This window comes from Anabaena cylindrica UHCC 0172 (genome assembly GCF_034931625.1).
Lineage (GTDB): Bacteria > Cyanobacteriota > Cyanobacteriia > Cyanobacteriales > Nostocaceae > Anabaena > Anabaena cylindrica_A.
Map to the genome: position 1 here is coordinate 20,603 of NZ_JAYGGY010000011.1, position 25,299 is coordinate 45,901.

A 25,299-nucleotide genomic window follows, 5' to 3' on the forward strand; every position below is an offset into this window, starting at 1 on the left:
GGCTCAAAATAATGAACTTTAAACGCATTCTGGTTGCTATTAATCATTCTCCTTTAACATCCGTTGTGTTTGATCGATCGCTCAATTTAGCACAGCAAGAGCAAGCTAAATTGATGATCCTTCATTGCCTCGTAGACTTCACTGCGATCAATCCAGGATTACAGTCAGGTGTGACATTTGGACTCTATCCAATCAACACTGGGTTTTCTCCATCACTCCGCGAGGAAACACTTCAGATAGAGATTGAGAACGCAAAAATTTGGTTACAAGAATACTGTGATCAGGCAACTGCCCGAAATATTGCTACTGAATATCAACACCATTTTGGTGAGCCAGGGGCAACGATTTCTAGTATCGCTCAAGAGTGGAATGCTGATCTGATCGTACTAGGTCGGCATGACCACTCTGCGATGGGCTACGCCGCGCTGGAAGCGATCGCAGAATTTTTCATAGGTAGTGTCAGCAATCATGTGGTTGATCATGCGAATTGTTCTGTTTTAGTCATAAAAGATGCAAGTCCTGATAAAGATAAATTAAAGAGAGAAGAAGCATGAAAGTAATTGATAAGACTGGTGGAATAGGCTTAGAAATTGGGCAATCAACTATAAAAACAAAGACTCTTGACCCAGAATTACTCCACAAGATAGATGCCTACTGGCGTGCTGCCAACTATCTATCAGTTGGGCAAATTTATCTCTACGACAATCCATTGCTGAAAGAGCCTTTGAAACTCTCCCACGTCAAACCACTGGTAGTTGGACACTGGGGTACGACACCGGGACAGAACTTCATCTATGTACACTTGAATCGGGTAATCAAGAAATATGACCTAGATATGCTCTACATCTCTGGTCCCGGTCATGGTGGCCCAGCAATTGTGGGCAACGTTTACCTCGAAGGCACTTGGAGCGAAGTTTATCCCAACGTTACTCAGGACGAAGCTGGGTTGAGAAAGCTGTTCACGCAATTCTCATTTCCTGGTGGGATTTCCAGCCACGTTGCGCCGACAACGCCCGGTTCGATTCACGAAGGAGGTGAGTTGGGATACTCGCTCAGTCATGCCTTCGGCGCTGCTTTCGACAATCCCGATCTAATTGTCGCTTGCGTCATCGGCGACGGGGAAGCGGAGACAGGCCCCTTAGCGACTGCATGGCAGTCCAACAAGTTACTCAACCCAATTACCGACGGTGCCGTGCTGCCCATCCTGCACCTGAATGGCTACAAAATCAACAACCCAACTGTCTTAGCTCGCATCGAGCATGAGGAGTTAGAGCAATTTCTTAAAGGTTGCGGCTGGACACCTTATTTTGTGGAAGGCGACGAGCCGGAAAAGATGCACGAACTTATGGCCAGCACCCTGGAAAAAGCGATCGCAGATATTCGGCAAATCCAAAGCAATGCGCGGGACAAGAACGATACTACTCGCCCACGCTGGCCGGCGATCGTTCTCAAATCGCCCAAGGGCTGGACGGGGCCAAAAGTCGTGGATGGTCTACAAATCGAAGGCACAGCGCGATCGCACCAAGTGCCGCTACAGGTGAACTCCGAGCATCCCGGCCATGTCCAACAGTTAGAAAGTTGGATGAAAAGCTACAAGCCAGAAGAACTGTTTGATGAAAACGGATGTCTCCTGCCGGAATTAGCTGAACTAGCTCCGAAAGGCGATCGCCGCATGGGTGCAAACCCCCACGCCAACGGCGGTATACTGCTGCATGACCTGCAAATGCCAGATTTCCGCGACCACGCGGTTCCTGTGCCTTCTCCCGGTGCCGTTGACGGTCAAGATACCCTTGTGCTGGGCCAATTCCTGCGTGATGTAGTCAAGTTAAATCAGCGCAATTTCCGCATCTTCGGACCCGATGAGACACTCTCGAATCTTTTGGGTGCGGTGTTTGAAGTCACTAATCGTCAGTGGGACGCACGGGAAGAAAAAAATGATGAATTCCTCGCGCCAGCCGGACAAGTACTGGACTCGATGCTCAGTGAACACCAGTGCCAAGGTTGGTTAGAAGGCTATCTACTAACTGGACGGCATGGGCTATTCAACAGCTATGAGGCGTTCATTCGTATTGTTGATTCAATGTTCAGCCAGCACGCCAAATGGCTGAAAGTAACATCGGAACTGCCCTGGCGACGGAAAATCGCCTCGCTGAACTATCTGCTTGCCTCCCACGTCTGGCAGCAAGATCATAACGGCTTCACACACCAAGACCCCGGTTTCATCGACCACGTAATCAATAAGAAAGCCGATATCGTGCGTGTGTATCTGCCACCAGATGGGAACTGTCTGCTATCGGTCTTTGATCACTGCCTACGCAGCCGACACTACGTGAATGTAGTGGTTGCTGGCAAACACGCGCTCCCACAATGGCTGAGTATGGAAGCAGCGATCGTGCATTGCACTGAAGGAATCAGCATCTGGCAATGGGCTAGTAACGACCAGGATACCGAGCCGGATGTGGTGATGGCTTGCTGTGGAGATACGCCGACGTTAGAGATTTTAGCTGCCGTTTCCATCCTGCGAGAACATCTGCCGGATTTGAAAATTCGGGTGATCAATGTTGTTGATCTGATGAAGTTGCAATCCGAGAGCGAACACCCGCACGGACTGAGCGAAAGGGATTACGATTCACTCTTCACTAAAGACAAGCACATCATTTTTGGCTTTCACGGATACCCTTCCCTAGTTCACCGTCTGACTTACCGCCGCACCAATCACAACCTCCACGTCCGGGGCTACAAGGAAGAAGGCACAATCACAACGGCTTTTGACATGAGGGTGCAAAATGACCTGGATCGCTTTCATCTCGTGCAAGACGTGGTGGATCGTTTGCAGCATTTAGGTAGTAAGGGAGCCTATCTCAAGCAGATGATGCAGGACAAGTTGATCGAGCATAAACATTACATCGACATACATGGCGAAGACTTGCCGGAAATCCGCAATTGGAAATGGGGTGCAGTACGGAATGTCGATGGTTGGAAAGACAGACAGCCAGATCCTAGTTATTCCATCTGAATATTAAGCCAATCACAATTACAACAGGAAAACATCATGCAAATTCAAATCCATACCGGACATAACATCGAAGGTCACGAAGCACTAGCCACTCAGGTTAGTAGTGTAGTGGCAGACAGTCTGAGCCGATTTAGCGATAGCGAAGCGCTCCGCAGGAATCGCATCACTCACATTGATGTTCACCTAAGCGATGAGAATAGCGACAAGAAGGGCGGCAATGACGATATGCGCTGCATGATAGAAGCCCATCTCAAAGGCCTCCAACCCCTTGCGGTAACACATCAGGCAGCGACCGTAGACCAAGCTGTTGACGGGGCGGCTGAGAAATTAACTCACTTGATCGAGCATACGCTTGGGCGACTGGAACATCAAGCAAGTCATCGAACTGACCCACCTCTGTCTAGCTCAATTAATACAATAGATTTTCCGAGAAGTAAGAGATGATTTATACTGCCAACGGGTGAAATCTGGACTTATGTCATACTGTATCCCCTAACGGGGGCGTATGACTCCTACGTCGTCACGCAAGCTATGGCCATACGTAACGTAGTGCATTGACAAAATCTATCAAAAAAGGAGATATGTCATGAATGCTATCAAGATTGAAATTTTGGGTACAGGCTGCAAAAAGTGCCAACAGCTAGAAGCAAATGCTAAAGAAGCTGTAGCTAATCTCAATTTAACTGCGGAAGTTTCGCATATTACCGACCCCATCGAAATTGCTAAACGAGGTGTGATGTCTACTCCTGCTATGACAATCAATGGCAAAGTTGCCAGCAAAGGTCAAGTCATCAGTGTCGAACAGATTCAGCCTCTATTGCAGCGTTAAAGAGGCAAATTCATGTTCGATCCATTTTATCCGTTTGATTGGTTGGCAACCCAAATTGTTACCCAAATCTTGAGCTTGCCGATTTCATCGCATTTAGGATCAAGTCTGCACTTCTTTCTTTACGATGTACCAAAAGTCTTAACATTACTGATTGTAATTAGCTTTATTGTGGGGACATTTCAAAGCTTTTTAGAACCAGAACGTGTTCGCTCTTTGTTAGAAGGAAAACGCACTTTTGCAGGAAATATTTTAGCAGCAATGGTGGGAATAGTTACACCATTCTGTTCTTGCTCTGCGGTTCCTTTGTTTATCGGCTTTTTGGAAGCAGGTGTACCTTTAGGCGTGACCTTTTCTTATCTGATGGCAGCGCCAATGGTAAATGAGGTTGCTGTTATCCTTTTGTGGGGATTATTTGGGTTGAAGGTAACGCTGATCTACATTGGCTTTGGTGTGGGTTTAGCTATCGCATCTGGATATATCATCGGACTCATGAAATTAGAAAAATGGGTGGAACCATTTGTTTGGGAACTGCAAAAATCTCGTCAATCAATACCTCTAGAAGGGGAAGACAACCTAGAAACAGTGGTGTTAAGTTGGAAACAGAGATTTGAGCAAGGAAGATTCCAATCCAGCGAAATTGTGCGATCGGTTTGGCTCTATGTGGTGATCGGAATTGCCATCGGTGCAGGGATTCATGGTTATGTGCCGACAGATTTTATCACTCAATATGCAGGTGCAAATAATCCTTTTGCAGTGCCGATCGCAGTAATTTTGGGTGTTCCACTCTATGCAAATATTGCGGGTGTCATGCCAATTACTGAAGCTTTAGTCAATAAAGGAATGCCTATGGGTACAGTTTTAGCCTTCACAATGGCGGTAACAGCACTATCTCTCCCGGAAATGGTGATTCTTAAAAAAGTGCTGCGGCCACAACTTTTAGCTGTATTTATTGGGTTGATGACCGTTGGCATTGTCAGCATCGGCTACATATTCAACGCCATAATTAATTGACTTATCCCAATTTTATGTGAGGCTGCACATAATCCTGAAATCCCTTGATTAATCCATCTTTATCTGTGTTCATCTGCGTTCATCTGCGTTCAATAAATCTTGATATTCTATTCTATGCCCTGACAATTGCGAAATTATATGATATTAAAAAAACCAATTCAGACCATATTAATAGGACTAATTCTATTATTTTTCCTATTTCTTGGTATTGGGCAAAAGCCAATTCTCGCAGCAACTAGACCAATCTTTCCAGAAAGGATGCCAGCAATGTCTGAAAAAACCGTGAATCTGGAATCAACAATCGATCGCTTTCTCACATCAATTCCACCAGGCTATTACACGATCGCTAGTGTGGAAGGGTTAAAAAACCTATTAAAGAACCCTCAAACCTTGTTGGTGGACGTGCGAGAACCATCTGAGTATAAGTCTGGACATATACCTGATGCCATTAATATTCCGCTTCAAACCCTAGCGCACAATCTAGAGCAAATTCCCCATGACCACCCTGTAGTGGTGTACTGTTCCGCTGGGTATCGCGCGGCCATGGGAGTAATGACACTGCACCTATTGGGTTATGAGAATGTGCAGGGATTTCCGCCTAGCTTTGCAGGTTGGAAAACCGCAGGAGAAGCGATCGCTTCTAGTTAAAATCGCAAATTTTAACTCTGGAATTGCCAAAAATTTTAACTAACTTGATGAGGACTTTTATGATCAACTCTATCAGCTTTAACAGGTCTAAAATTCGCCTGATGCGCTGGATAATGGCTACTTTAATCTGCGTTTTCCTGATTATCGGCAGTCCCTTATCCGCTTTTGCTGCTGTGACGCAAATCGAAGAATATCCAGGGCAAATGCTCTACCAATCCCGACAAACCCTGCAAGATCAGGACGGAAACTCCTGGCAAGCGATCGCCTTTAAACGCATCCATCCCGAAGGTAGTGCGAGCGTCTCTCTGCGATTAATCGGCTTTTATGGTGCGGCAAAATTAGATCGCACTCAACCACTTACCTTGACAACATCCTTGGGGAAAACTCTAACCGCCAAGGATATTTCTAGCGAAATTTCTCAGGACACAACAGCCCCAGCGAATGTCGGAGAATATGACATTCAGCTTGCCCTACCACAGTTAAAAGCGGAGATTCCCCTGCAACTGACATTACCAACCATCGACGGTGAATCCGTCAGCTTATCTGTTCCCTCTGCTGCAATTCAGGAATGGCAAACCCTGTTAGCCATTGATTAAAACCTGATACAAGCTTGAGCATAAGGATATGGCGGGTCATCCTGGAGAGAAGATCACCGAAAGTCTGAATGGTTTGCGCGATCGCTTCGCTCTCTTCGAGACGCTACGCGAACGCCGCAGGCATCGCCTCTTTTTAAAATCAGCAACCTAGTCGATGCCAAGTCAAGCAGTCAATAATCACTATGAAAACGAGCTTTATCAGCCACGAATTAACCCCAAAACTAGGATATTAATTATTAATATGTCTCACATCACCAGCCGCGAGATTCGACTCATTTCTCACCCCACTGGGATACCAACCCCAGCTAACTTTAGCCTCGTACAAACCGAAGTAGAGCCGCTGCAAGATGGACAGGTACTCGTTCGCAACCTCTATATGTCCGTTGATCCATATATGCGCGGTCGCATGAACAGCGGAAAATCCTATGTGCCACCCTTCGAGTTGGATAAACCGATGACCGGCGGCGCAGTTGGCGAAGTCGTTGAGTCCCGTGCCGATCAATTCAAGCCCGGTGATGCTGTCACTTCTAGCTATGGCTGGCGGGAATATTTCATCGCTAAACCCCAAGAGTTACACCCAGTCAGCCGTGACCTGCAACCGCTTTCAGTCTATCTAGCTGCCCTTGGCATGACGGGCATGACAGCTTGGGCTGGGTTGAATTTGGTAGATGTCAAAGCTGGCGATGTCATTTTTATTTCAGGAGCTGCTGGTGCGGTGGGAAGTGTAGCTGGGCAATTAGCGAAAATGCGGGGATGCAAGGTCATTGGATCAGCCGGTTCAGCAGAGAAAGTCAAGTTTTTGCTGGAAGACTGTGGCTTTGATATGGCCTTCGATTACAAATCCCCTCCGGTCATCCCTGTGATCGAACAACTGAATCTCGCAGCACCGGATGGAATTGATGTCTATTTCGATAATGTCGGCGGTGAAATGCTCGAAGCTGCACTCTCAGCGTTACGGTTGCATGGTCGGATTATCGCCTGTGGCGGCATCTCTGGTTATAACGAAGAAACACCCCAACCTGGCCCATCGAATCTTTTCAACATGACTACTAAACGGTTGACGATGAAAGGTCTAATTGTCGGCGATTGGCTCAGTCATCAAGGCGAATTTGAACAGGAAGTGGGCGGCTATTTCCGATCTAGAAAACTGAAAAATAAGGAAACAGTGGTGACAGGCATTGATAAAGCTGTGGGCGCATTCATCGGTCTATTTGACGGCAAAAATATCGGCAAAATGATCGTGAAATTCGATTAAGGGACTTCCAAATAAAAAAACACTCAAACACCCAAAGTAAAAATCTCTCAAACCCTCATTCCTCTGTGTCCTCTGCGCCTCTGCGGTATGGCTATAGCTTGCGTGACGACGTAGGAGTCATACGCCACGCTCCGCGTTAGCGTAGCTTTCGCTTTAGCGATACGTTAATCCGGGTAATTTATTTCTTGGAAGTCCCTAAGTAGTGACCTATTTAAAAGTAATTAAAGGAGTCTAGGATGAAAATACTGATGGTGCTGACCTCACACGACCAACTCGGCAATACGGGTAAAAAAACTGGTTTCTGGCTCGAAGAATTCGCTGCCCCTTACTACACATTCAAAGACGCAGGTGCGACTATCACACTAGCTTCACCAGGTGGTGGACAGCCACCGCTCGATCCCAAAAGTGACACCCCAGATTCTCAGACTAAAGACACGCAACGCTTCAAAGCCGATTCTGTCGCACAAGCCGCGATCGCGCAGACAATCGAGTTGAATAAGGTTTCCGCTGGCGATTTCGATGCTGTATTTTACCCTGGTGGTCACGGGCCACTCTGGGACTTAGCTGAAGACGCGGACTCGATCGCCCTGATCGAAGCTATGCTTGGTGCGGGTAAACCAGTTGCCTTAGTTTGCCACGCGCCAGGTGTACTGCGTGATGTCAAGGCAGTCAACGGCGATCCTGTGGTGCAAGGTAAAGCCGTAACAGGCTTCACCAATACTGAGGAGCAGGCAGCCGGATTAACTAAGATTGTCCCTTTCCTGGTCGAGGATATGCTCCGAACCAACGGCGGCAATTATTCCAAAGTAGCTGACTGGCAGCCCTATGTTGTCAAAGATGGTCTATTAATTACTGGGCAGAACCCCGCATCTTCTGAGCCAGCCGCTAAGGAGCTACTGGAAAAGCTCAGTCTGCTTGCCAATGTTAAATAATCAGGACTTACGTACAAGTCACGGAAAAACGTATCCCTTCGAGACATTTCATGAACGCGGAGCGTGCCGTCAGGCATACCACAGAGGCACAGAGTTCACAGAGAAATGAGGGTTTGAGAGATATTTTGCGTAAGTCCTAATAATCTGAGAGGCTCCGCCAATATCTTAGGCTCAAAATAATGACTACTGGTCTGTCAAGCTCAATTAATAGTCAATAAATTTTCCCAGGAGTCAGAAATGAATGCACAAGACCTTATAGATACTGCAAGGATGCTGGTTGCCGACTACAAAGGTCTGCTGGCAATGGATGAAAGTAATCCAACCTGTAACAAACGATTTGCAAAGTTAGGTATTCCCCAGACTGAGGAAGCCCGACGCGCCTATCGAGAATTGATTATCACCACGCCCGGTCTTGGTGAATACATTAGTGGCGCGATCCTTTACGATGAAACGATCCGCCAGCAAAAGCAAGATGGCACGCCCTTTGTGCAAGTCATCACCGAAGCGGGAATTATTCCTGGCATCAAAGTTGACATTGGTGCTAAGGGTATGGCAGGTCATCCTGGAGAGAAGATCACAGAAGGTCTGGATGGATTGCGCGATCGCTTCAAGGACTATTTTCAAATGGGCGCTCGTTTTGCCAAGTGGCGTGCGGTGATTACCATCGGCGTTGGTATTCCTAGCCGGGGCTGCATTGAGGCTAACGCCCATTCTTTGGCTCGCTATGCTGCCTTGTGCCAAGAAGCCGGATTGGTTCCCATTGTCGAGCCGGAAGTGCTGATGGATGGAACGCATACCCTGTCACGGTGCGGTGAGGTGACAGAGGAAGTCCTACAAACCGTCTTCAACCAACTCTACAGGCAAAGGGTGATGTTGGAGGGCATAATCCTCAAGCCCAATATGGTGCTTCCGGGATTGACTTGTTCTCAACAAGAATCGGTGGAAGAGGTGGCTGATGCCACGGTGAAATGTCTATTGCGAAACGTCCCTGCTGCTGTTCCGGGAATTGCATTTTTGTCGGGCGGACAATCTGGTGAACTGGCTTCGGCTCGTTTGAATGGTATGAATCTTAAATTTAAATTGCGTTCACCGACAGTGGGTTCATCGCCTTGGGCATTGTCGTTTTCCTTCGGTCGCGCTATCCAGCAGCCTGCATTGGAGCTTTGGCAAGGTCAAGAGGCGAACGTTTCAAAAGCACAACAGGCTCTATTGCATCGAGCTAAGTGCAATTGGGCAGCACGTCAGGGTGAATACAATGCCGCGATGGAAGGGACGGGAGTATGAAAACAAGTATATCTACGTCCTCTACGACTTTAATATGGTTATTCGGTTCTTTTTTATGTTAACTCTGAGTTTATTTTGGTGATTATTGGTTATATGATGAAAATATATTTACTCAACTTTAGATCAATTGTGAGGCTGTTATATGCCTGAAGTCAATTTCCAACAGCCCATTGATACCGCTGCCAAGATGCTAGAGGAATATGCAGCAGGAAAAAGAGACTTTGAAAAAGCAGAATTAGGTAATGCAGATTTGCAATGTCTTGATTTAAAAGGCTCTAACCTCAGCTATGCTGATTTGAGTGAAGCTAATCTCAGCGGTGCTAATCTACGTGGCTGTGACCTCAGCTTTGCCGATTTGAGTCAAGCTAATTTGTATAATGCAGATTTGCGGGGAGCAATGTTATTTTCTGCGGATTTACGTCAAGCTAACTTACAGGGAGTGCATTTGGAGAAAGCAGATTGCGATCGCACCACCCTTTTTCCCGCAGACTTTGACCTAGTGCAAGCTGGTGTAAAGTTAAGTGAAGAAATTCAGTAGTCAACTAAGCGGCTATATTACCTCGTTCCCAGTCTCCGACTGGGAATGCTATCAAAAGGCTCTGCCTTTCCTATAATTTCCATATAGAGTATAGTAACTAGAAAGGTAAAACCCTTATTTAAAAAGGTTTTTCTCTAGCACCAATACACACAACACAGTTATGTACGCCTTTGGGTGTAAGGGAAAACAAATGATAGAAAGTTGCCACCCCATACACCCGACTAGGTGGTAATTTTAGGCTATGGGCAATGTATAAAGCAATAAATCCAGTTCTAAATAACCAAACAGTTCCGAAGCTCGATGGAGAATTTCAATCAGTGTATCTTGTTGATACTGAAGATGCTTGATAGTTGCATCTAGCATCTTCAATCGTTTATCTCCACTTGGATGCTTAGATGGTGGTGAAATAGAAGTTTTCATATTACCCATTACCCATTACCCATTACCCATTACCAAATTACTAATTACCGATTTAAGTAGCTGCGGTAGTAGTTTCAGTATTCACTTTTTCTAATTTGGGAGGAATGGGAAGATGGATAACATGGACTGAACAAGGAGCATGATGCAAAACATAGTTACTCACACTGCCCATAAATAACTCCGTCAGTCCAGAATGACCACGCCGCCCCATTAATATTATGTCAGCATTCCAAACTTTAGCCAAATCACAAATCATGCGTCCTGGACTACCAGGGTTTTGTGTGAATTCCGTAGTGATACCTAAAGTATTGGCTTGGGAAGAAAAGGACTGTAACATTTGCAAGCCTTCAGTTTTAAAGGTTTCCCAGTTTTGCTGATGTAATTTAAAACTTTGCTCGTTCCAACCTGGATAGTAGTCAATATGAGGAGCAATCATAAAATCAGGACTGTTACTTTCTTCTAGAGAAAGGACGTGTAAGAGCATTAACTTAGCTGATGTTAACTTTGCTAATTCCAAGCCTTGCTCAAAAACATCCCTACCCATTTCTGATCTGTCTAATGCGACTAAAATTTTTTTAAACATATATACCTCGATTTTAGCTTTGCTAATTACTAATAATTGTTGTTTGTGTTTGGGAGATTAAGGCTTGGTTAAAATAATGTGATTTCATGATTGTACTCCTACGGAGAAGCAAGCTACACCAGGGTCTGGTAGATAAGCAATACTAGTAGAGTCAGGTGCAAATCAGCCACAAAGTTGCTTGTACACTTATCTTTTACACTTATATTTATATTTATAGGCAAACAATTTGAGGAACTTGTGAGGATGGGTAAAAATACAGCAAATATTCCCATCAGTGGCAGTAAAATTTTCTATAGAGATGAAATTTTTTTTCCGTTCTGAATCAACTCTAAAAACCATTACTTCAGGAAAGCTTTTAAAATGAAGATTTTAGTAGTCGAGGATGACGAGTTAAATGCTGATGCTCTCTCTACTGTTCTCACTGACCAAAATTATGCCGTTGAAGTAGCAACTGATGGTAATGAGGCTTGGGATTTAGTCGAAACTTATGATTATGATTTAATTATTTTAGATGTCATATTACCCAAACTTGACGGGATTAGTCTCTGTCGGCAAATCCGGTCTAGTGGACGACAAGTACCTATTTTATTATTAACTGGGTGCGATCGCTCTCACGAAAAAGCCATAGGTTTAGATGCCGGTGCAGATGACTATGTAGTTAAACCTTTCGACCAAGAAGAGTTGATAGCTCGTGTCCGAGCATTATTACGCAGAGGTAGTATAACTTCATCACCTGTCTTAGCATGGGGCAATTTACAACTAGATCCTAGTAGCTGTGAAGTCACCTATACCCATCATCTCATCTCACTCACCCCAAAAGAATATGCACTATTAGAACTATTCTTGCGAAATACTCGCCGGGTATTTAGCTGTGGGATGATTTTAGAGCATCTTTGGTCCTATGAAGACACACCCGGAGAAGAAGCAGTCCGCACCCACATCAAAGGACTACGGATGAAGCTCAGATTAGTAGGAGCGCCTAGTGATTTCATAGAAACAGTTTATGGGATTGGCTATCGTCTCAAACCCCAGCAAGAAGAGAGCAAAACCACAAATTCTCCATCACAACAGCAAACACTAACAGCTATTACTCATATTTGGCAGAAATTTCGAGGACGAGTCGATGAGCAAATGAACATCTTGGAACAAGCTGCACAAACTTTAACTCCAGAATTGCTTTCCCAAGCAACCCAAGATGCTCACACCTTAGCAGGTTCATTAGGTACATTTGGCTTACCCCTTGGCTCAGATTTAGCGAAAAAAATTGAAACCTTGCTAAAATCTGGTCAAACTTTCACCAAAACCGACATTACCAATCTGCAAAATTGGGTGCAGTTACTGCGTCAGCAAATTGAGAGCAAGAATGAAATAAATGTAACTCCACCATCAACTGAAGAAATTGAGGATCAACTCCCTTCTCAACAGAGATTAACCGCAGTTAAACCAGTTTTCAACAATTCCCTCCACGCAGTACCAAAAATATTAGTAGTAGATGATGACCCACAAATTTTAGCATTATTACAAACCTTACTCACCCCTTGGGGTCTAAATATCATTCCTCTTCATGACCCCCGTCAATTCTCGCCAACTCTAGCCACAGAAAAGCCAGATTTACTGATTTTAGATGTAGAAATGCCCTACATTAAAGGTATTGAACTCTGTCAACTAGTTCGCAACAATCCCCAGTCTGCTGATTTACCGATCCTGTTTCTCACCGTTCATAACGATACAAAAACTATCAATCAACTATTTAGCGCAGGTGCTGATGATTTTGTCAGCAAACCTATTATTGAATCAGAATTAGTTACCCGTATTATCAATCGTTTAGAAAGGGTGAAGCTAACACGACTAATAGCTCAAACTCACAACACCCAAATCACTGACAAAATTCATGACGAAATAGAGTTAAAAGTAACAGAACGTACAGCCGAATTAATTACTATTAATCAGCAATTGCAGTCAGAACTAAATGAGAGAAAACGCATACAAGAAGCTCTCGAAATTTCCGAAACTCGATTTGAAGGAATTTTGAGTATTGCTGATGATGCCATTATTTCCATTGATGGTAATCAATGCATTACTTTATTTAACCAAGGTGCAGAAAAGATTTTTGGCTACTCTGCCCAAGAAGTTCTCGGAAAACGGCTGGATTTACTGTTACCAATGCGCTTTGCTGAACAACATCGCCATCACGTCACTGATTTTGGTAAATCGCCTAATCCGGCTCGGAGAATGGGAGAAAGACGCGAACTATTTGGTCGTCACAAAGATGGAAATGAATTTCCGGCTGAAGCATCTATTTCTAAATTAGATATTGGCTCCGAATGTGTTTATACAGTTATTCTCCGGGATATAACTGAGCGCAAAAAAATAGAAAGGATGAAGGATGAATTTGTATCTGTAGTTAGTCATGAACTCCGCACTCCCCTAACTTCAATTCACGGCTCTTTGGGAATGTTAGCTAGTGGTTTATTACCAACAAATTCAGAACAAGGTAAACGTTTGCTGCAAATTGCTACCGATAGTACTGATCGCTTGATGAGGTTGATTAATGACATTCTTGACATCGAGCGCATCGAATCGGGTAAGGTGAAGATGGAGCGGGAAAATTGCAATTTAGATGAAATAATTAGTTCAGCTTTGAATATAATGCAGCCTCTAGCTAATAAAGCTGGAGTGAGTTTATCTATTTCTAGTTTATCTGTGCAACTCTGGGCTGATCCAGATCGCATTATCCAAACTTTAACTAATTTATTGAGTAATGCCATTAAATTTTCTACTTCAGGTTCTACTGTTTGGCTCACAGTACAACAACAAAAAGACGAAGTGATTTTAACAGTTAAAGATACTGGTAGAGGAATACCATCTGATAAATTAGATAGTATTTTTGAGCGTTTTCAACAAGTTGATTCTTCCGATTCACGTAACCATGAAGGTACGGGTTTAGGTTTGGCAATTTCTAAGAGTATTGTGCAGCAACATGGTGGACAAATCTGGGTAGAAAGTGTTTTCAATGAGGGCAGTACTTTTTACTTAACTCTACCAATTCGGCAATTTCCTCAACCTGAATTAGAAAATTCTGCTCCTGAGGAAATGCTAATGAAAGGGATAGTAAAAATGACGAACAAGCGAATCTTAATAGTTGATAATGAGCAATATATTCAAGAAGTGGCAAAGATTTGCTTGGAAACCGTCGCTGGTTGGGAAGTATTCACGGCTAGTTCTGGAAAAGAAGGAATAGTAAAGGCTGAAAATTATCAACCAGATGCTATTCTTTTGGATGTGATGATGCCTGATATGGATGGACTTGCTGCATTTGAAAATTTACAGGCCAATCCAGCTACAAAGGCAATTCCAGTGATTTTGTTAACAGCAAAAATTCAAATAGCTGATCGTCGTCGTTATGCTCAACTGGGAATTAAAAGTGCGATCGCTAAACCATTCAATCCGCTAGAATTAGCAGGACAGGTATCAGCAGCTTTGGGCTGGACTTTGGAAAACTAGATGCAACGAGAGCATAGAATTAAGATATCAAGAATAATTAACCGCAGATATAGCTTGCTTCCCGCAGGGTACGCAGATAAACGCAGATAATTCCATTGATGTCATCATTCCGTGCAGCCTCACATAATAATTAGTCTGTTTAACGATCCCTTCTTTCATAACGACGACGGTAGAGTAATTCTAACTGTCCACCATATTCTTGAATCCAAGCAATCTGACGTATATATAATCCCCGAAATGTATTCGCAAATAAAAGCGTAAAAATAGCTACGATTAATCCTGATGCTGTCGAGACTAATGCTTCACTAATCCCCGCTGTAACACCTGCTGTTTTACTACCACCCACATCACCAATATTCAAAGAAGCAAAAGAAGCAATTAACCCCAAAACTGTACCTAGCAATCCTAATAGGGGAGCAAGACCAATAATTGTATCAAAAATGTTTTGGAATCTTTTCAGTAAAGGAATCTCTCCCTGTGCTTCACTCTCTAAAGCCAAGCGGAATTCTTCTGGAGTAGATTCTTCCAATTCCAAAGCAGCTAAAAAAATCCGCGCGATAGGTAAATCAGCATTTTTTTGCAAAGTATCTAAAGCACTAACTACATTACCTTGACGATAAAAATTTAGCACTTCCCTGACTACCCGGTTTTGACGACCACTCAGCTTTACCCAAAAGGTGATTCGCTCCATAATTAGCGCGACTGCTAATACGGAAAAAAACAGCAGTGGCCACATGACTACGCCACCGTCTTTAAATAAATTACTAATTTCCATTGACTATTTTATTAATCTTGCACACAGCTAGATTAACAGATTGTTGCTGAGAGACAACCATAAGTAAGCGATACTTGCGGAATAAGATGTGCTTTATTTTACAGATGCGTCTGCATTCAGGGCTGAAAGTTTAAGCAGAGATCAATTTCAGGGTTCTTGTCAGATCATATATAGACACAACAATTTTGTTGTGTTAATATTAGGAATAGAAGAATTTCGTTGTATTCAAGTACAAAATTCTTCGATTAGAGGCGAAAAATTTATTTAGAAATAAGTACTAAAGCCTTGTAAATAAACGGCTGAGGTTTAATTTCTATTTAAATAGAATCGGTTAATTTGAATGGTTATTATCTTGAGGTATTGATTTATGGGATTCGCACAATCTTTCCTAAAAATTAATTATGATTTTTATATTCGACCAAAATGGCAATTTATTACCAGGTATTCATTTGACTACATGGGAAGAAATTGAAGAGTCTCTAGCTTACAATAAACGCCGAAAAAATCTTTTATCTGGACTCAAACAAGGATGCGAGATATTAAAGCAATGTGGTTGTCAGAAAATTTATCTTGGCGGAAGTTTTGTAACTACTAAAAAACTTCCTGATGATATTGATGTTTGTTGGGAAGACGATTAAGTAGACTTTAAACTCTTGAAAGAACTCGACCCTGTTTTGCATCCTAGTAGCAGAAGGTCGGCACAAAAAAACAAATATCGCTGTGAGTTTTCGATTGCCAACAACACTTTTGAAGATCCATTTACCACTTGTTTAGAATTTTTTCAGCAAGACCGTAATGGCAATATCAAAGGTATAGTAGCAGTTTATTTGTAAGGATAGAATGCGAAATATTTTTTGATAATATTAATTATATAACATTCAAAAGTAGCAATGTGAAACAATAATAAATTGGCATTATCTAATTAATTTCTATTATTAGGTAATGCCATTCTTGAATAAATGAGTTATGGGTTAAACATTATGATTTTCAATGAATGGCAGTACAATATTACTAAAGCACAGATGAAGAAGTTTGAGTTAGCAATAGCTCAATATGCTAGTAAACCAGTTCCAGAAGATGAAAACCAAAAACTACGCTATGAGGCTCGTATTGATTCACTCAAAAGCCAAATTGACGAGTTTATGGAAGAGATAAAAGAATACGAAAACCTCAAAAATAATCAAGGTAAAATTGAGAAATTGCAATATGATAGCTTAGAAAAATTACCAGAAGCACTAATCAAAGCACGGATTATTCGTGGTCACACTCAAGAAAGTTTCGCCAAACTTTTAGGAGTTAAACCTCAACAGGTGCAACGTGATGAAGCAAATGGATATGCTAGTGCTAGTTTGACAAAACTTTTGAAAATTCAACACACTCTCAATCTGGAAATTCGGGAGGAAATTATCTTTAAATAAAGGAGTATTAATTTATGTTTACTCCAATATCTACACCATCACTCTTCAATTGACCATCTTCCATATAAATGATGCGATCTGCAATATCCAGGATACGGTTATCATGGGTGACAAGCAAAATAGTACAACCTTGTTCTTTAGCTAATTTTTGCATTAGTTCCACCACATCACGTCCAGATTGTTTATCTAACGACGCTGTAGGTTCGTCTGCTAGAACTATTTTAGGATGACTAACTAAAGCTCGTGCGATCGCAACTCGTTGCTTTTGTCCCCCCGATAAACTCTCTGGATAGTAATCAACTCGATCGCCTAAACCCACTTCTGCTAACATTGCTATAGCCTTGGCGTTAATATCTCCTTGCAGATAATCTTCATGTAACTCCAAAGACATCCGCACATTTTCTTTCGCTGTTAAAAACGTCATCAAGTTATGCGCTTGAAAAATATAACCAATCTGACGACGCAACTTAGTTAATGATCCCTTACTCGCACCACTCATTTCTTGACCTAATATTTGTAAACTCCCCTCTTGTGCGGAACGTAAACCTCCCATAAGTGATAACAACGTTGTTTTTCCTGAACCAGAAGGCCCCGTCATAATTACAATTTCACCAGTCTTAATCTCTAAATTAATGTCAAATAACACTTGTTTTTTGAGCATCGCTTCACCAAAATAATGATTGAGCTTGGAAATAGTAATTACCGTTTCTGAAGCAATGTTAGATTTCGTCGAAACTTGTAACATAGAATTTTTATCCGTTTTAACTAATCAAGATTACTTCTTTCTAGCTCCCCTTCTCGCTTGCGGTGAACCAGCGCTGTAGGTGGGGTTCCGAGAAACTCTAAAAAACATCTGCTGGATCAGCCGAACTGAGTTTTCGGATAGCGATTGCCCCCGAAATACTACACATAATTACAGTCAAAATAAAAACATTAATTGCTCGGTCTGCTTTCATAAAAATGGGCAACAAAGTAGCAGAATAAGTGACTTGGTACAACCCAAAAGACAGGAAAAATGCTGGTAAAAAACCCAAAAAAGCTAAAAGTAATGCTTCTTGTAGCAAGACAACCAAAAAATAGGTATCAGTATAACCCATTGCTTTGAGAGTGGCGTATTCTGGTAAATGATCGGAAACATCAGAATAAAGAATTTGATAAACAATCACAATACCAACAATAAAACCTACTCCTACACCCATACCAAAAATAAAACCAATACCTGTACCATTAGCCCAATAACTTTTTTCTTTTTGAGCAAAATCTTCAGGTGTTCCCACTTGCACAAAGGGATTTTTTGGATCTGGATTTAATCCTATTTTCAGTTGTGCTTTGACTTTTTCAATATCAGCACCAGGTTGAAGAGTAATTAAACCTACTTCAATTTGATCTGACTTACGTTCAGGAAATAATTGCAAAAAAGTCGAATCACTAGCAACGACATTACCATCAGCTGCAAAGGAAGCACCATTACTAAATAAACCTTTGACACTAACAGATTTACTATTTAGTTCTGTTTGAAAATTACCTGTTTTTGTAAAGATATCACCCACTGCACCATATTCAGGACGACCGGCTTGATCAAACATTACTTGATTCAGTTGCTTGAGGTAATCTTTATTTTTTTGCACTTCAGGAAATATTAAACCTGGTTGTGTTGGATCTACACCCCAAACTAAGATAGCCCTATCAATTCTTGTTTCTGGATTTCGCCACTGTCCAGTACCAATGTAAACAGAGTTAACTGATTTTACGCCATCATAACTCAATGCTTGATACAGTCTTTCTCTAGAAAAGCTTTTAACTGAAAACAGAGTTTCAAATTGAGGATTAATTAAAACTAAATCAGCTTGCAAATTGCGATGTGGTTGAATAGCTGCATCAAATAATGCACTTTCAAAACCCATCTGAATAAACATCAGCATATCTGCAAAAGTAATCCCCGCGACTGCAATAGCCAGCCGCATTTTTTCTTTCATTAACTGTCGCCAAGCAAGAGGCGTTTTGCGAAATAGTTTATTCATTATTGAAAATTATTTTAAAATGAATAATTTTGACCAATCACCCATTACAATTCGATTGCTGTTTGCACTTGCAAGTTAGTTAAACCTGCAACTTTTTTACTGTCTTCCGGGGTAAGGCGAATTTTTACTTCAATTACTCGACTATCGAGGTTTTCACCGGGTTGATTGCTAAACACATTTTGGCGGTTGACTTGTAAGCCAATTTGTGAGACTGTTCCCCGCAGTTCACCTGTAAATGAGGGACTGGTAATTAAGGCTTTTTGCCCTAATTTGACTTTGCTAATATCAGTTTGATAAACTTCTGCAACTGCCAGCATTTGGTCTGTTTGTGCGAAATCTGCAATTCCAGCATTCTCTATTTTTTCGCCAGCACGGGTATGAATTTTGAGTATTTGTCCGTCCATTGGGGCGCGGATATAGGCTGCTTCTAGGTCAGTTTGGGTGCGTTTGAGGGTAGCGATCGCACTTTCAACTTCTGTTTGTGCTAAATTCACATCCACAGGACGAACTTCGGCAATACTGTTCAGCGTGGCTTTGGCTTCGCTAATTTGTTTATTACTGGTGGCGTTAATTCGAGTTAATGCAACTTTGGCTTCTGCTAGTTGTTTAGTGGCGGTGGAATTGATGCGGTTGAGAATTGCTTTAGCTTCCCCTAATTGCTGTTTGGCCGTTTCCACATTTAAACGTTTACTATCAATCACAGAATTAGAAATAGCACCTTCAGAATATAACTGTTGGTAGCGTTGAGATTCGGATTCAGCATTATTCAGTTCTGCTGCTAATTTATTAATAGTTGCTGCTTGAGCAATTCTATCACCTTGCCATTGAGCTTCTATGCGAGCAATATTTTCTTGTTGGGCATTTTTATCGCCTTCAGATTGGGCTTTTATGCGTTCAAGACTTGCTTGTTGTGCTTGAATATCTCCCGATTTTGCCCCAGCTTTGATTTGCTCAAGTTTGGCTTGGGAAACTCTAACTTGTTTCTCACTTTGTTGGACAGCATTTTGCAGATAATCGCGTGAATTTAAAACTGCAATTACTTGTTTGGCTTTGACTCTATCACCCTCTTTAACTAAAACTTCCGCGATGCGATCGCCATCTAATGCTAACGGTGCAGACAAGCTAATGACTTCTGTCTCTGGTTCTAGTCTGCCTAAAGCAGTTACTTTGATGGGACTAGGAGAAGCTTCTGCTAATTCTAATGTGGCATTTTTGCCAATTTGTGCAAAATTATAAATACCGTAAGTCGTCATCCCGGCTATAATAGCAGTAGTACCTATGAGTAAACCGATAAACCCTTTATTTCCAGGTTTGAATAACAGTTTTTGATTCATTTCTATTTACCAAAAGACTCCTCAGTCACCTATGATTTTTGCTGTAAATAAGCAATTAACATTTTTTCTAACAAAGCGCATTGTTCAGGAAAATTAATTGTTTCATTACCCCATAATTTTTCTAGAATTACCCCATTAACAAAGCTTAAAATAAAAGATGCTAATACTACATCTTGAATGCCTAATAAGTCACAGGCTACTTGTTGACATCGTTGATTAGCGTGTTTGAAAACTGTGCTATTACTCAGCAGGGATTTTGAATCTTGATGTTGACAGAAATTAACCCAGACATAAGTCCATTTAATTAGGTATTCCTCATTTTTGACAAGATAATTACCTAAGGCTGTCATCAAGTCAGATAAATTATTCTTTCCTCCCAATTCTGCTAAAGCTGTAATGACATCCTGTTGAGTAATTTCTTCCACCAGTTGTTCAAACAAAGCCTGTTTACTGGGAAAATAGTGATATAACGTACCCGTAGAAACATTTAAACTCTGAGCAATTTGCCGCATGGTTATAGACCCATAACCTTTTTCAGCAAATAAATCGAAACACTTGCCGAGTAATTCTTTACGGTATTGTTCATGATCAACAATTTTCGGCATAACTCGGCTTATCTATATCGAACGGTCGTTATTTTTAATAAAACACACAACATGAGGCTTGTCAAGATTTGACTAATAATTTTTTGATGCTATCAGCCTCCGGATTGATCCGGGCTACCGCTTACAGAATTTTGTGATAATTAGGGTATCAAATTTAGAAGATTGCTATAATGTCAACAGATTTTATGGATTTGTTGGAAAAATTCATGTTTGTGAGTGTATCCAAATATAAAGACTAGAAATTTTCCCAATACTGTTACACTTTTGCAACAAAAGCATCAAAAAAAATATCTACCTTAGTAATAGTCCTCAATATCCCTCCCATACAGCAAATGTCAAACCAACCACAAGAACAAGACAATCTTTTACCAAAAAGCCATCATGATACACCCTGGAAAAAGGCAGCGGCCTCTTTATCCTTGGTGCTACTGGGATCAGGTATGACCTTAACAGGTGGCTATCTAGCTGGAAACCAACAGCAGGTATCTGAAACTGCATCTCAACTAGCACTAAGTCGAGTCAATGCGGCTTCCCCATTACCAGCAAGTACAGATCCTAATTTTATTACTCAAGTTGTCGAAAAAGTAGGGCCTGCGGTAGTGCGAATTAATTCAGCCCGAACTGTTAAAAGCCAGTTACCCGATGAGTTGAATGACCCATTTTTCCGCCGCTTTTTTGGTTCACAACTACCAATGCAAGGAAAAAATCGGGTAGAAAGAGGTACTGGCTCAGGTTTTATTCTCAGTGCAGACGGTCGAATTATTACCAATGCTCACGTAGTTGATGGTGCTGATACGGTGAGTGTCACTCTTAAGGATGGGCGTACCTTTGACGGTAAAGTAATTGGGAAAGATGAGTTAACTGATGTTGCAGTTGTGAAAATTCAGGCTAATAATTTGCCAACAGTGACTATCGGTAATTCTGACCAACTACAACCGGGACAATGGGCGATCGCAATTGGTAATCCTCTAGGGTTAGATAATACAGTAACGACAGGCATTGTCAGCGGCACTGGACGCTCTAGTAATCAAGTTGGCGTTCCCGATAAGCGAGTAGAATTTATTCAAACCGACGCAGCAATTAACCCCGGTAACTCTGGTGGCCCTTTGCTAAATTCGCGTGGGGAAGTTATTGGTATGAATACGGCTATTATTCAAGGAGCGCAGGGTTTAGGATTTTCCATTCCTATTAACACAGCACAACGCATTTCTAATCAACTTATAACGACAGGTAAAGCTCAACATCCTTATTTAGGAATTCAAATGGTGGGTTTAACACCTGAGTTGAAGCAACGTCTCAACTCAGAGTCCAATAGTGGTTTAAATGTGAAAGAAGACAAAGGTGTATTAATAGTCAAAGTTATGGTTAATTCACCAGCGGACAAAGCCGGAATACGTGCAGGTGATGTCATTCAAAAGCTCAATGGCCAATTAGTCACAGATGCCGCTAGTGTGCAGAAAGCTGTAGAAAAAGCCCAAATTGGCGGAAATTTGCGTCTAGATCTGCGTCGAAATAACCAGAATCTCAACATAGCTGTTAGTCCTGGGACTTTTCCCACACGCGTTCAATAAGCAGTAGATAGAAATTTAATTAGTGGGGTGTAGTAAGAATAGGTAGAACTAGAATCAGTTTTCGCTAATAACATCAGAACCCATCCTGTCCTTGATTTCTAGCCAACTGTGTTGGGAGCATCCCACTTTTGCAATGAGCATAAATACTTAGTTAGAAAATAGGCTTTTTGAGGGGTATTCTTGTTTTGATTCTCTATGTACGCACTCTTTAAAAGCCTCTATTCCGTCCCCAGACACGACCAAGAGTGGTTTTCAGACTAAGCATAATTACTTGTTACATATCTGGGATGCTCCCTTTATATTTGAGCCAATACACAGAAATTCCAGATATGAAACTATATAAAGCAATTAAAATCAAGATAGCAAATTCATCAAAGGGAAATTCTAACCCGACTCCTTCCCCTAACCAAAAAGTCCCCATTGCAGTGAGCATAATTCCTGCACCAAGTTTAATTAACACTTCTGGCAGTTTGACCAAATATGGATGTAATAAAATCACCATCACTAACGATAATAATAAAGCTAACCCTGTGCCAGCGATTGCTTCATACCATGCACTGGTGGCTAAACCCAAGGTGATGACAATTACAACTATTTCCAAGGCTTCCAAAGCCACGCTTTTAGTCATAATCAAGAAATTGAGTTTGCTAAATCCCATTGTTTCCTGTTCTAAAACAATACCTTCTTTTTCTAATACATGATCATCAATCCAACCTGCTCGTCTTCCAGTTGCTAGTCTGCGTACCGACTTCTGCACCCATTTCCAACCAAACCACAATAACAGTGTCCCAATCACGATTTGTAATGGTTGTAGTGGTACAAATTGTAACCCACTGCCTAGAGCGATCGCACCAGCCAAAACCACTATTAACCCCACAAGAGAACCCCATAAGGCTTCTTGAACATAACCAGAACTACCAATAGCATAAGCGATCGCTACTACTTCCAAAAATTCAATAGTTGTACTGCCAAGTGCAGCAAAAAAAATAGTCCAATTCATTATTTATCCAGGTTTTAAATTTATATGCCTAACGGCACGTTCTGCGAACAGCATTTCCTATTTATCTAAAATATTTATGTGTGGTTACTTAACTGAGATAGTAGGAAATACTACAAGCAAATATTGCTAAAAGCACAGGAATTACAGTACTAAATTCTAGCTTGCCATTCTTAATAATTTTTAAACACCATAGAGAAATCATTAAAGGCCAGAAGATAGTAGTTGTTAAACACATAATAAATGATAAAAATTTATCTTCTGGAGTAGATGCAGGGTGACGCTGGGAAAAACTTAACCAATTGGTAAAAAAATAGCAAGTCATTAACAGATAAATAATCACTAAAGTCAATTGGATCTGATTCACGGTTTGCACTCCTTAGTTTTTGCGAGATCCAGTAACGATGTCTTTATTCAGGTTATTAGTATACTTTGTGCAGTGAAGATGCATAAGTTTGCAAAGAGACTTTCATATTTAATAACTTTGAAGCTAACTATACATTCCAATACTGCTCGGTTAAGGCTCAAAAGTTATTATATGGTAGGTTGGGTTGAGGCACGAAACCCAACATTATCAAGGATTTTGTTGGGTTTCGCTGTCGCTCAACCCAACCTACATTTCCTTAACCGACAAGTATTGCTATACATTCCGTCCTCAAGTCAATATTAATCGAATCCTAAAAACACCTTAATCAGTACTATCACTGAATTTCAAGCTTCAAGAATTAGGACAGTAATTATACATAGCAATATTAACTAACTATTCTCACCTTGGTGTAGCACATATCTAAAAGAAGGTGCAAATAAAAGTCAGCATTTTCAGCACAGCAGGGAACAGAAGAGAAAAATATTTTTCTTTCTTCTTTTTTCTCCTGACTTCTGAATTCTTACCTTTTTTTAAAGCTAGTTAGGTTTAATATTCAATTATTAAAATATCCATTTTGATGAAGTTTGAGCAAAATATGGAGATTAATTTACTGGCTGTAATTTACCTCTAGAAGTCCTATTAGTTCAGCAGATGTCTGAGTATTTAAATTTGAGAAGTGGACGAAGTGCGATAACTATAGCCAACATGAGAGTCCTTTTGAATATGTTGTTTAATACTATCGAAGTCGATGAAGTAATCAGCCACATCAATCAGGCTATCACTAGTCATTGTTTGTAAACCAATTACTTCTACCCTAGATCCCAAGCTGCTGACAGCACTGACAGCATAGGCTAAATCACCATCACCACTGACTAAAACAGCAGTATCGTAGTAGGGTGCTAGAGTGATCATATCAACGGCAATTTCTACATTGAGATTGGGTTTTTTGCAATTTTCGGCAACTGCAACTATCTCTTTAGTGACTACACGATATCCATTGCGACGCATCCATAACAGAAATCCTTGTTGCTTTTCCTTGCTGGCATCGATTCCGGTATAAAAGAAAGCTCGTAATAATCGAGAACTTTGTGTTAAACGACACAGCAATTTAACGTAGTCGATTTCAATGCCTAGTTGCAAAGCTGAGTGAAATAGGTTTAAGCCATCAATAAAAATTGCCACTCGACCGCGACCCCGATCATCTCCATTGAGAACATCGGTAATGATCTCTTGTGGCTTGATTTCTCTCCCTTTGACACTATTTTTTATTGCGGGTGGCCCTTGCCAATGTGGTTTTTCTTTAAGTTCTTTATATTCGTTTGTTTTCTTGTTAAGATTAGTAAAACTCATAGATACCTCTAGATTTTAAATTTGGGTTGTATTTGATAAATTACTAATACTAGTATAGTCTGTACCAAGTTAATAACCGTAGTCATAAAAGTAGTAGGAAATTGTATACAGACACTAGCTACAAATAAATTTAACTCATTAGGACTGAGCCATATCTTAAATTAAAGTGATGGATGAGAGTATATACAGCACTATAATACTATTGCTGACTGATATTATGGTTCAAACCCAGATGTGAGCAGCCT

At 41.4% G+C, this 25,299-nt stretch carries 23 protein-coding genes and 2 pseudogenes; 15 read left to right on the plus strand and 10 right to left on the minus strand.

Translation table 11 applies throughout. The annotated features are described in order from the left end of the window. The first annotated feature begins 11 nt into the window (after nucleotides 1–11). From VB713_RS05055 to VB713_RS05100, 11 genes are all read left to right on the plus strand, one after another. A complete protein-coding gene (locus VB713_RS05055; RefSeq protein ID WP_323310490.1) occupies nucleotides 12–554 on the plus strand; it encodes a universal stress protein in 543 nt (180 codons plus the stop codon). Further along, nucleotides 551–3,016 carry a phosphoketolase family protein gene (locus tag VB713_RS05060; protein ID WP_323310491.1) on the plus strand — a complete coding sequence of 822 codons (2,466 nt, stop codon included), beginning with the start codon at nucleotides 551–553 and terminating at the stop codon, nucleotides 3,014–3,016. The genes VB713_RS05055 and VB713_RS05060 overlap by 4 nt, the downstream gene beginning before the upstream one ends. A gap of 36 nt (nucleotides 3,017–3,052) precedes the next feature. Beyond that, nucleotides 3,053–3,460 (plus strand): HPF/RaiA family ribosome-associated protein, encoded by a 408-nt coding sequence (locus tag VB713_RS28210; RefSeq protein ID WP_416242410.1) that lies wholly within the window; start codon nucleotides 3,053–3,055, stop codon nucleotides 3,458–3,460. A 142-nt stretch (nucleotides 3,461–3,602) separates the two neighbouring features. Beyond that, entirely contained in the window at nucleotides 3,603–3,845 is a 243-nt protein-coding gene (locus VB713_RS05065) for a thioredoxin family protein (RefSeq protein WP_323310492.1), read from the plus strand. 12 nt (nucleotides 3,846–3,857) lie between these two features. Next, on the plus strand, nucleotides 3,858–4,856 hold the full coding sequence (locus VB713_RS05070) for a permease (protein WP_323310493.1): 999 nt from the start codon (nucleotides 3,858–3,860) through the stop codon (nucleotides 4,854–4,856). Between the two features lie 138 nt (nucleotides 4,857–4,994). Beyond that, nucleotides 4,995–5,504 (plus strand): rhodanese-like domain-containing protein, encoded by a 510-nt coding sequence (locus tag VB713_RS05075; protein ID WP_323310494.1) that lies wholly within the window; start codon nucleotides 4,995–4,997, stop codon nucleotides 5,502–5,504. Nucleotides 5,505–5,563: 59 nt separating this feature from the next. Then, nucleotides 5,564–6,100, plus strand: a complete 537-nt coding sequence (locus VB713_RS05080; RefSeq protein ID WP_323310495.1) for a DUF3122 domain-containing protein — start codon at nucleotides 5,564–5,566, stop codon at nucleotides 6,098–6,100. Between the two features lie 154 nt (nucleotides 6,101–6,254). Next, nucleotides 6,255–7,355 (plus strand): NADP-dependent oxidoreductase, encoded by a 1,101-nt coding sequence (locus tag VB713_RS05085; RefSeq protein WP_323310496.1) that lies wholly within the window; start codon nucleotides 6,255–6,257, stop codon nucleotides 7,353–7,355. Between the two features lie 236 nt (nucleotides 7,356–7,591). Then, on the plus strand, nucleotides 7,592–8,287 hold the full coding sequence (locus VB713_RS05090; RefSeq protein ID WP_323310497.1) for a type 1 glutamine amidotransferase domain-containing protein: 696 nt from the start codon (nucleotides 7,592–7,594) through the stop codon (nucleotides 8,285–8,287). A 237-nt stretch (nucleotides 8,288–8,524) separates the two neighbouring features. Beyond that, nucleotides 8,525–9,571, plus strand: a complete 1,047-nt coding sequence (locus tag VB713_RS05095) for a class I fructose-bisphosphate aldolase (RefSeq protein ID WP_323310498.1) — start codon at nucleotides 8,525–8,527, stop codon at nucleotides 9,569–9,571. A 142-nt stretch (nucleotides 9,572–9,713) separates the two neighbouring features. Next, on the plus strand, nucleotides 9,714–10,109 hold the full coding sequence (locus tag VB713_RS05100) for a pentapeptide repeat-containing protein (RefSeq protein WP_323310499.1): 396 nt from the start codon (nucleotides 9,714–9,716) through the stop codon (nucleotides 10,107–10,109). A 139-nt stretch (nucleotides 10,110–10,248) separates the two neighbouring features. On the opposite strand, the pseudogene VB713_RS05105 reads toward VB713_RS05100, so the two are convergent. Both VB713_RS05105 and VB713_RS05110 read right to left on the minus strand, forming a co-directional pair. Next, a pseudogene (locus VB713_RS05105) lies at nucleotides 10,249–10,529 on the minus strand (NAD(P)H-dependent oxidoreductase subunit E); the annotation flags it as partial. 52 nt (nucleotides 10,530–10,581) lie between these two features. After that, entirely contained in the window at nucleotides 10,582–11,112 is a 531-nt protein-coding gene (locus VB713_RS05110) for a universal stress protein (RefSeq protein ID WP_323310500.1), read from the minus strand. 360 nt (nucleotides 11,113–11,472) lie between these two features. Here VB713_RS05110 and VB713_RS05115 point away from each other — a divergent pair, with 360 nt between their 5' ends. Further along, nucleotides 11,473–14,616, plus strand: a complete 3,144-nt coding sequence (locus tag VB713_RS05115) for a response regulator (protein WP_323310501.1) — start codon at nucleotides 11,473–11,475, stop codon at nucleotides 14,614–14,616. 139 nt (nucleotides 14,617–14,755) lie between these two features. Here VB713_RS05115 and VB713_RS05120 read toward each other — a convergent pair whose 3' ends face one another. Beyond that, a complete protein-coding gene (locus tag VB713_RS05120; RefSeq protein WP_323310502.1) occupies nucleotides 14,756–15,391 on the minus strand; it encodes a MotA/TolQ/ExbB proton channel family protein in 636 nt (211 codons plus the stop codon). A 401-nt stretch (nucleotides 15,392–15,792) separates the two neighbouring features. Between VB713_RS05120 and VB713_RS28215 the strand changes: the two are divergent. Both VB713_RS28215 and VB713_RS05135 read left to right on the plus strand, forming a co-directional pair. After that, nucleotides 15,793–16,224: pseudogene (locus VB713_RS28215) on the plus strand (DUF6932 family protein). Between the two features lie 147 nt (nucleotides 16,225–16,371). Then, nucleotides 16,372–16,809: a helix-turn-helix transcriptional regulator gene (locus VB713_RS05135; RefSeq protein ID WP_323310505.1), complete on the plus strand. Its 438-nt coding sequence runs from the start codon at nucleotides 16,372–16,374 to the stop codon at nucleotides 16,807–16,809. Nucleotides 16,810–16,816: 7 nt separating this feature from the next. Here the strand turns inward: VB713_RS05135 and VB713_RS05140 are convergent, their stop codons facing one another. The 4 genes from VB713_RS05140 to VB713_RS05155 all read right to left on the minus strand — a co-directional run bounded on the left by VB713_RS05140 (nucleotide 16,817) and on the right by VB713_RS05155 (nucleotide 20,769). After that, complete coding sequence (locus tag VB713_RS05140) at nucleotides 16,817–17,554, minus strand: DevA family ABC transporter ATP-binding protein (protein WP_323310506.1); 738 nt, start codon at nucleotides 17,552–17,554, stop codon at nucleotides 16,817–16,819. 97 nt (nucleotides 17,555–17,651) lie between these two features. Then, the gene (gene devC, locus VB713_RS05145) at nucleotides 17,652–18,833 is read right to left on the minus strand and encodes an ABC transporter permease DevC (RefSeq protein ID WP_323310534.1); all 1,182 of its coding nucleotides are present in this window, start codon (nucleotides 18,831–18,833) and stop codon (nucleotides 17,652–17,654) included. Between the two features lie 41 nt (nucleotides 18,834–18,874). Next, complete coding sequence (locus tag VB713_RS05150) at nucleotides 18,875–20,164, minus strand: ABC exporter membrane fusion protein (RefSeq protein WP_323310507.1); 1,290 nt, start codon at nucleotides 20,162–20,164, stop codon at nucleotides 18,875–18,877. A 29-nt stretch (nucleotides 20,165–20,193) separates the two neighbouring features. Continuing rightward, nucleotides 20,194–20,769 (minus strand): TetR/AcrR family transcriptional regulator, encoded by a 576-nt coding sequence (locus VB713_RS05155; protein WP_323310508.1) that lies wholly within the window; start codon nucleotides 20,767–20,769, stop codon nucleotides 20,194–20,196. A gap of 332 nt (nucleotides 20,770–21,101) precedes the next feature. On the opposite strand from VB713_RS05155, the gene VB713_RS05160 reads away from it, so the two are divergent. Next, nucleotides 21,102–22,340: an HhoA/HhoB/HtrA family serine endopeptidase gene (locus tag VB713_RS05160; protein ID WP_323310509.1), complete on the plus strand. Its 1,239-nt coding sequence runs from the start codon at nucleotides 21,102–21,104 to the stop codon at nucleotides 22,338–22,340. A 274-nt stretch (nucleotides 22,341–22,614) separates the two neighbouring features. Here VB713_RS05160 and VB713_RS05165 read toward each other — a convergent pair whose 3' ends face one another. The 3 genes from VB713_RS05165 to VB713_RS05175 form a co-directional block, all read right to left on the minus strand. Beyond that, nucleotides 22,615–23,340, minus strand: coding sequence for a COG4280 domain-containing protein (locus VB713_RS05165; RefSeq protein ID WP_323310510.1), 726 nt, complete (start codon nucleotides 23,338–23,340; stop codon nucleotides 22,615–22,617). An 88-nt stretch (nucleotides 23,341–23,428) separates the two neighbouring features. After that, nucleotides 23,429–23,704, minus strand: coding sequence for a hypothetical protein (locus VB713_RS05170; protein WP_323310511.1), 276 nt, complete (start codon nucleotides 23,702–23,704; stop codon nucleotides 23,429–23,431). Between the two features lie 663 nt (nucleotides 23,705–24,367). After that, nucleotides 24,368–25,054: an NYN domain-containing protein gene (locus VB713_RS05175; protein ID WP_323310512.1), complete on the minus strand. Its 687-nt coding sequence runs from the start codon at nucleotides 25,052–25,054 to the stop codon at nucleotides 24,368–24,370. Nucleotides 25,055–25,299: the final 245 nt, after the last annotated feature.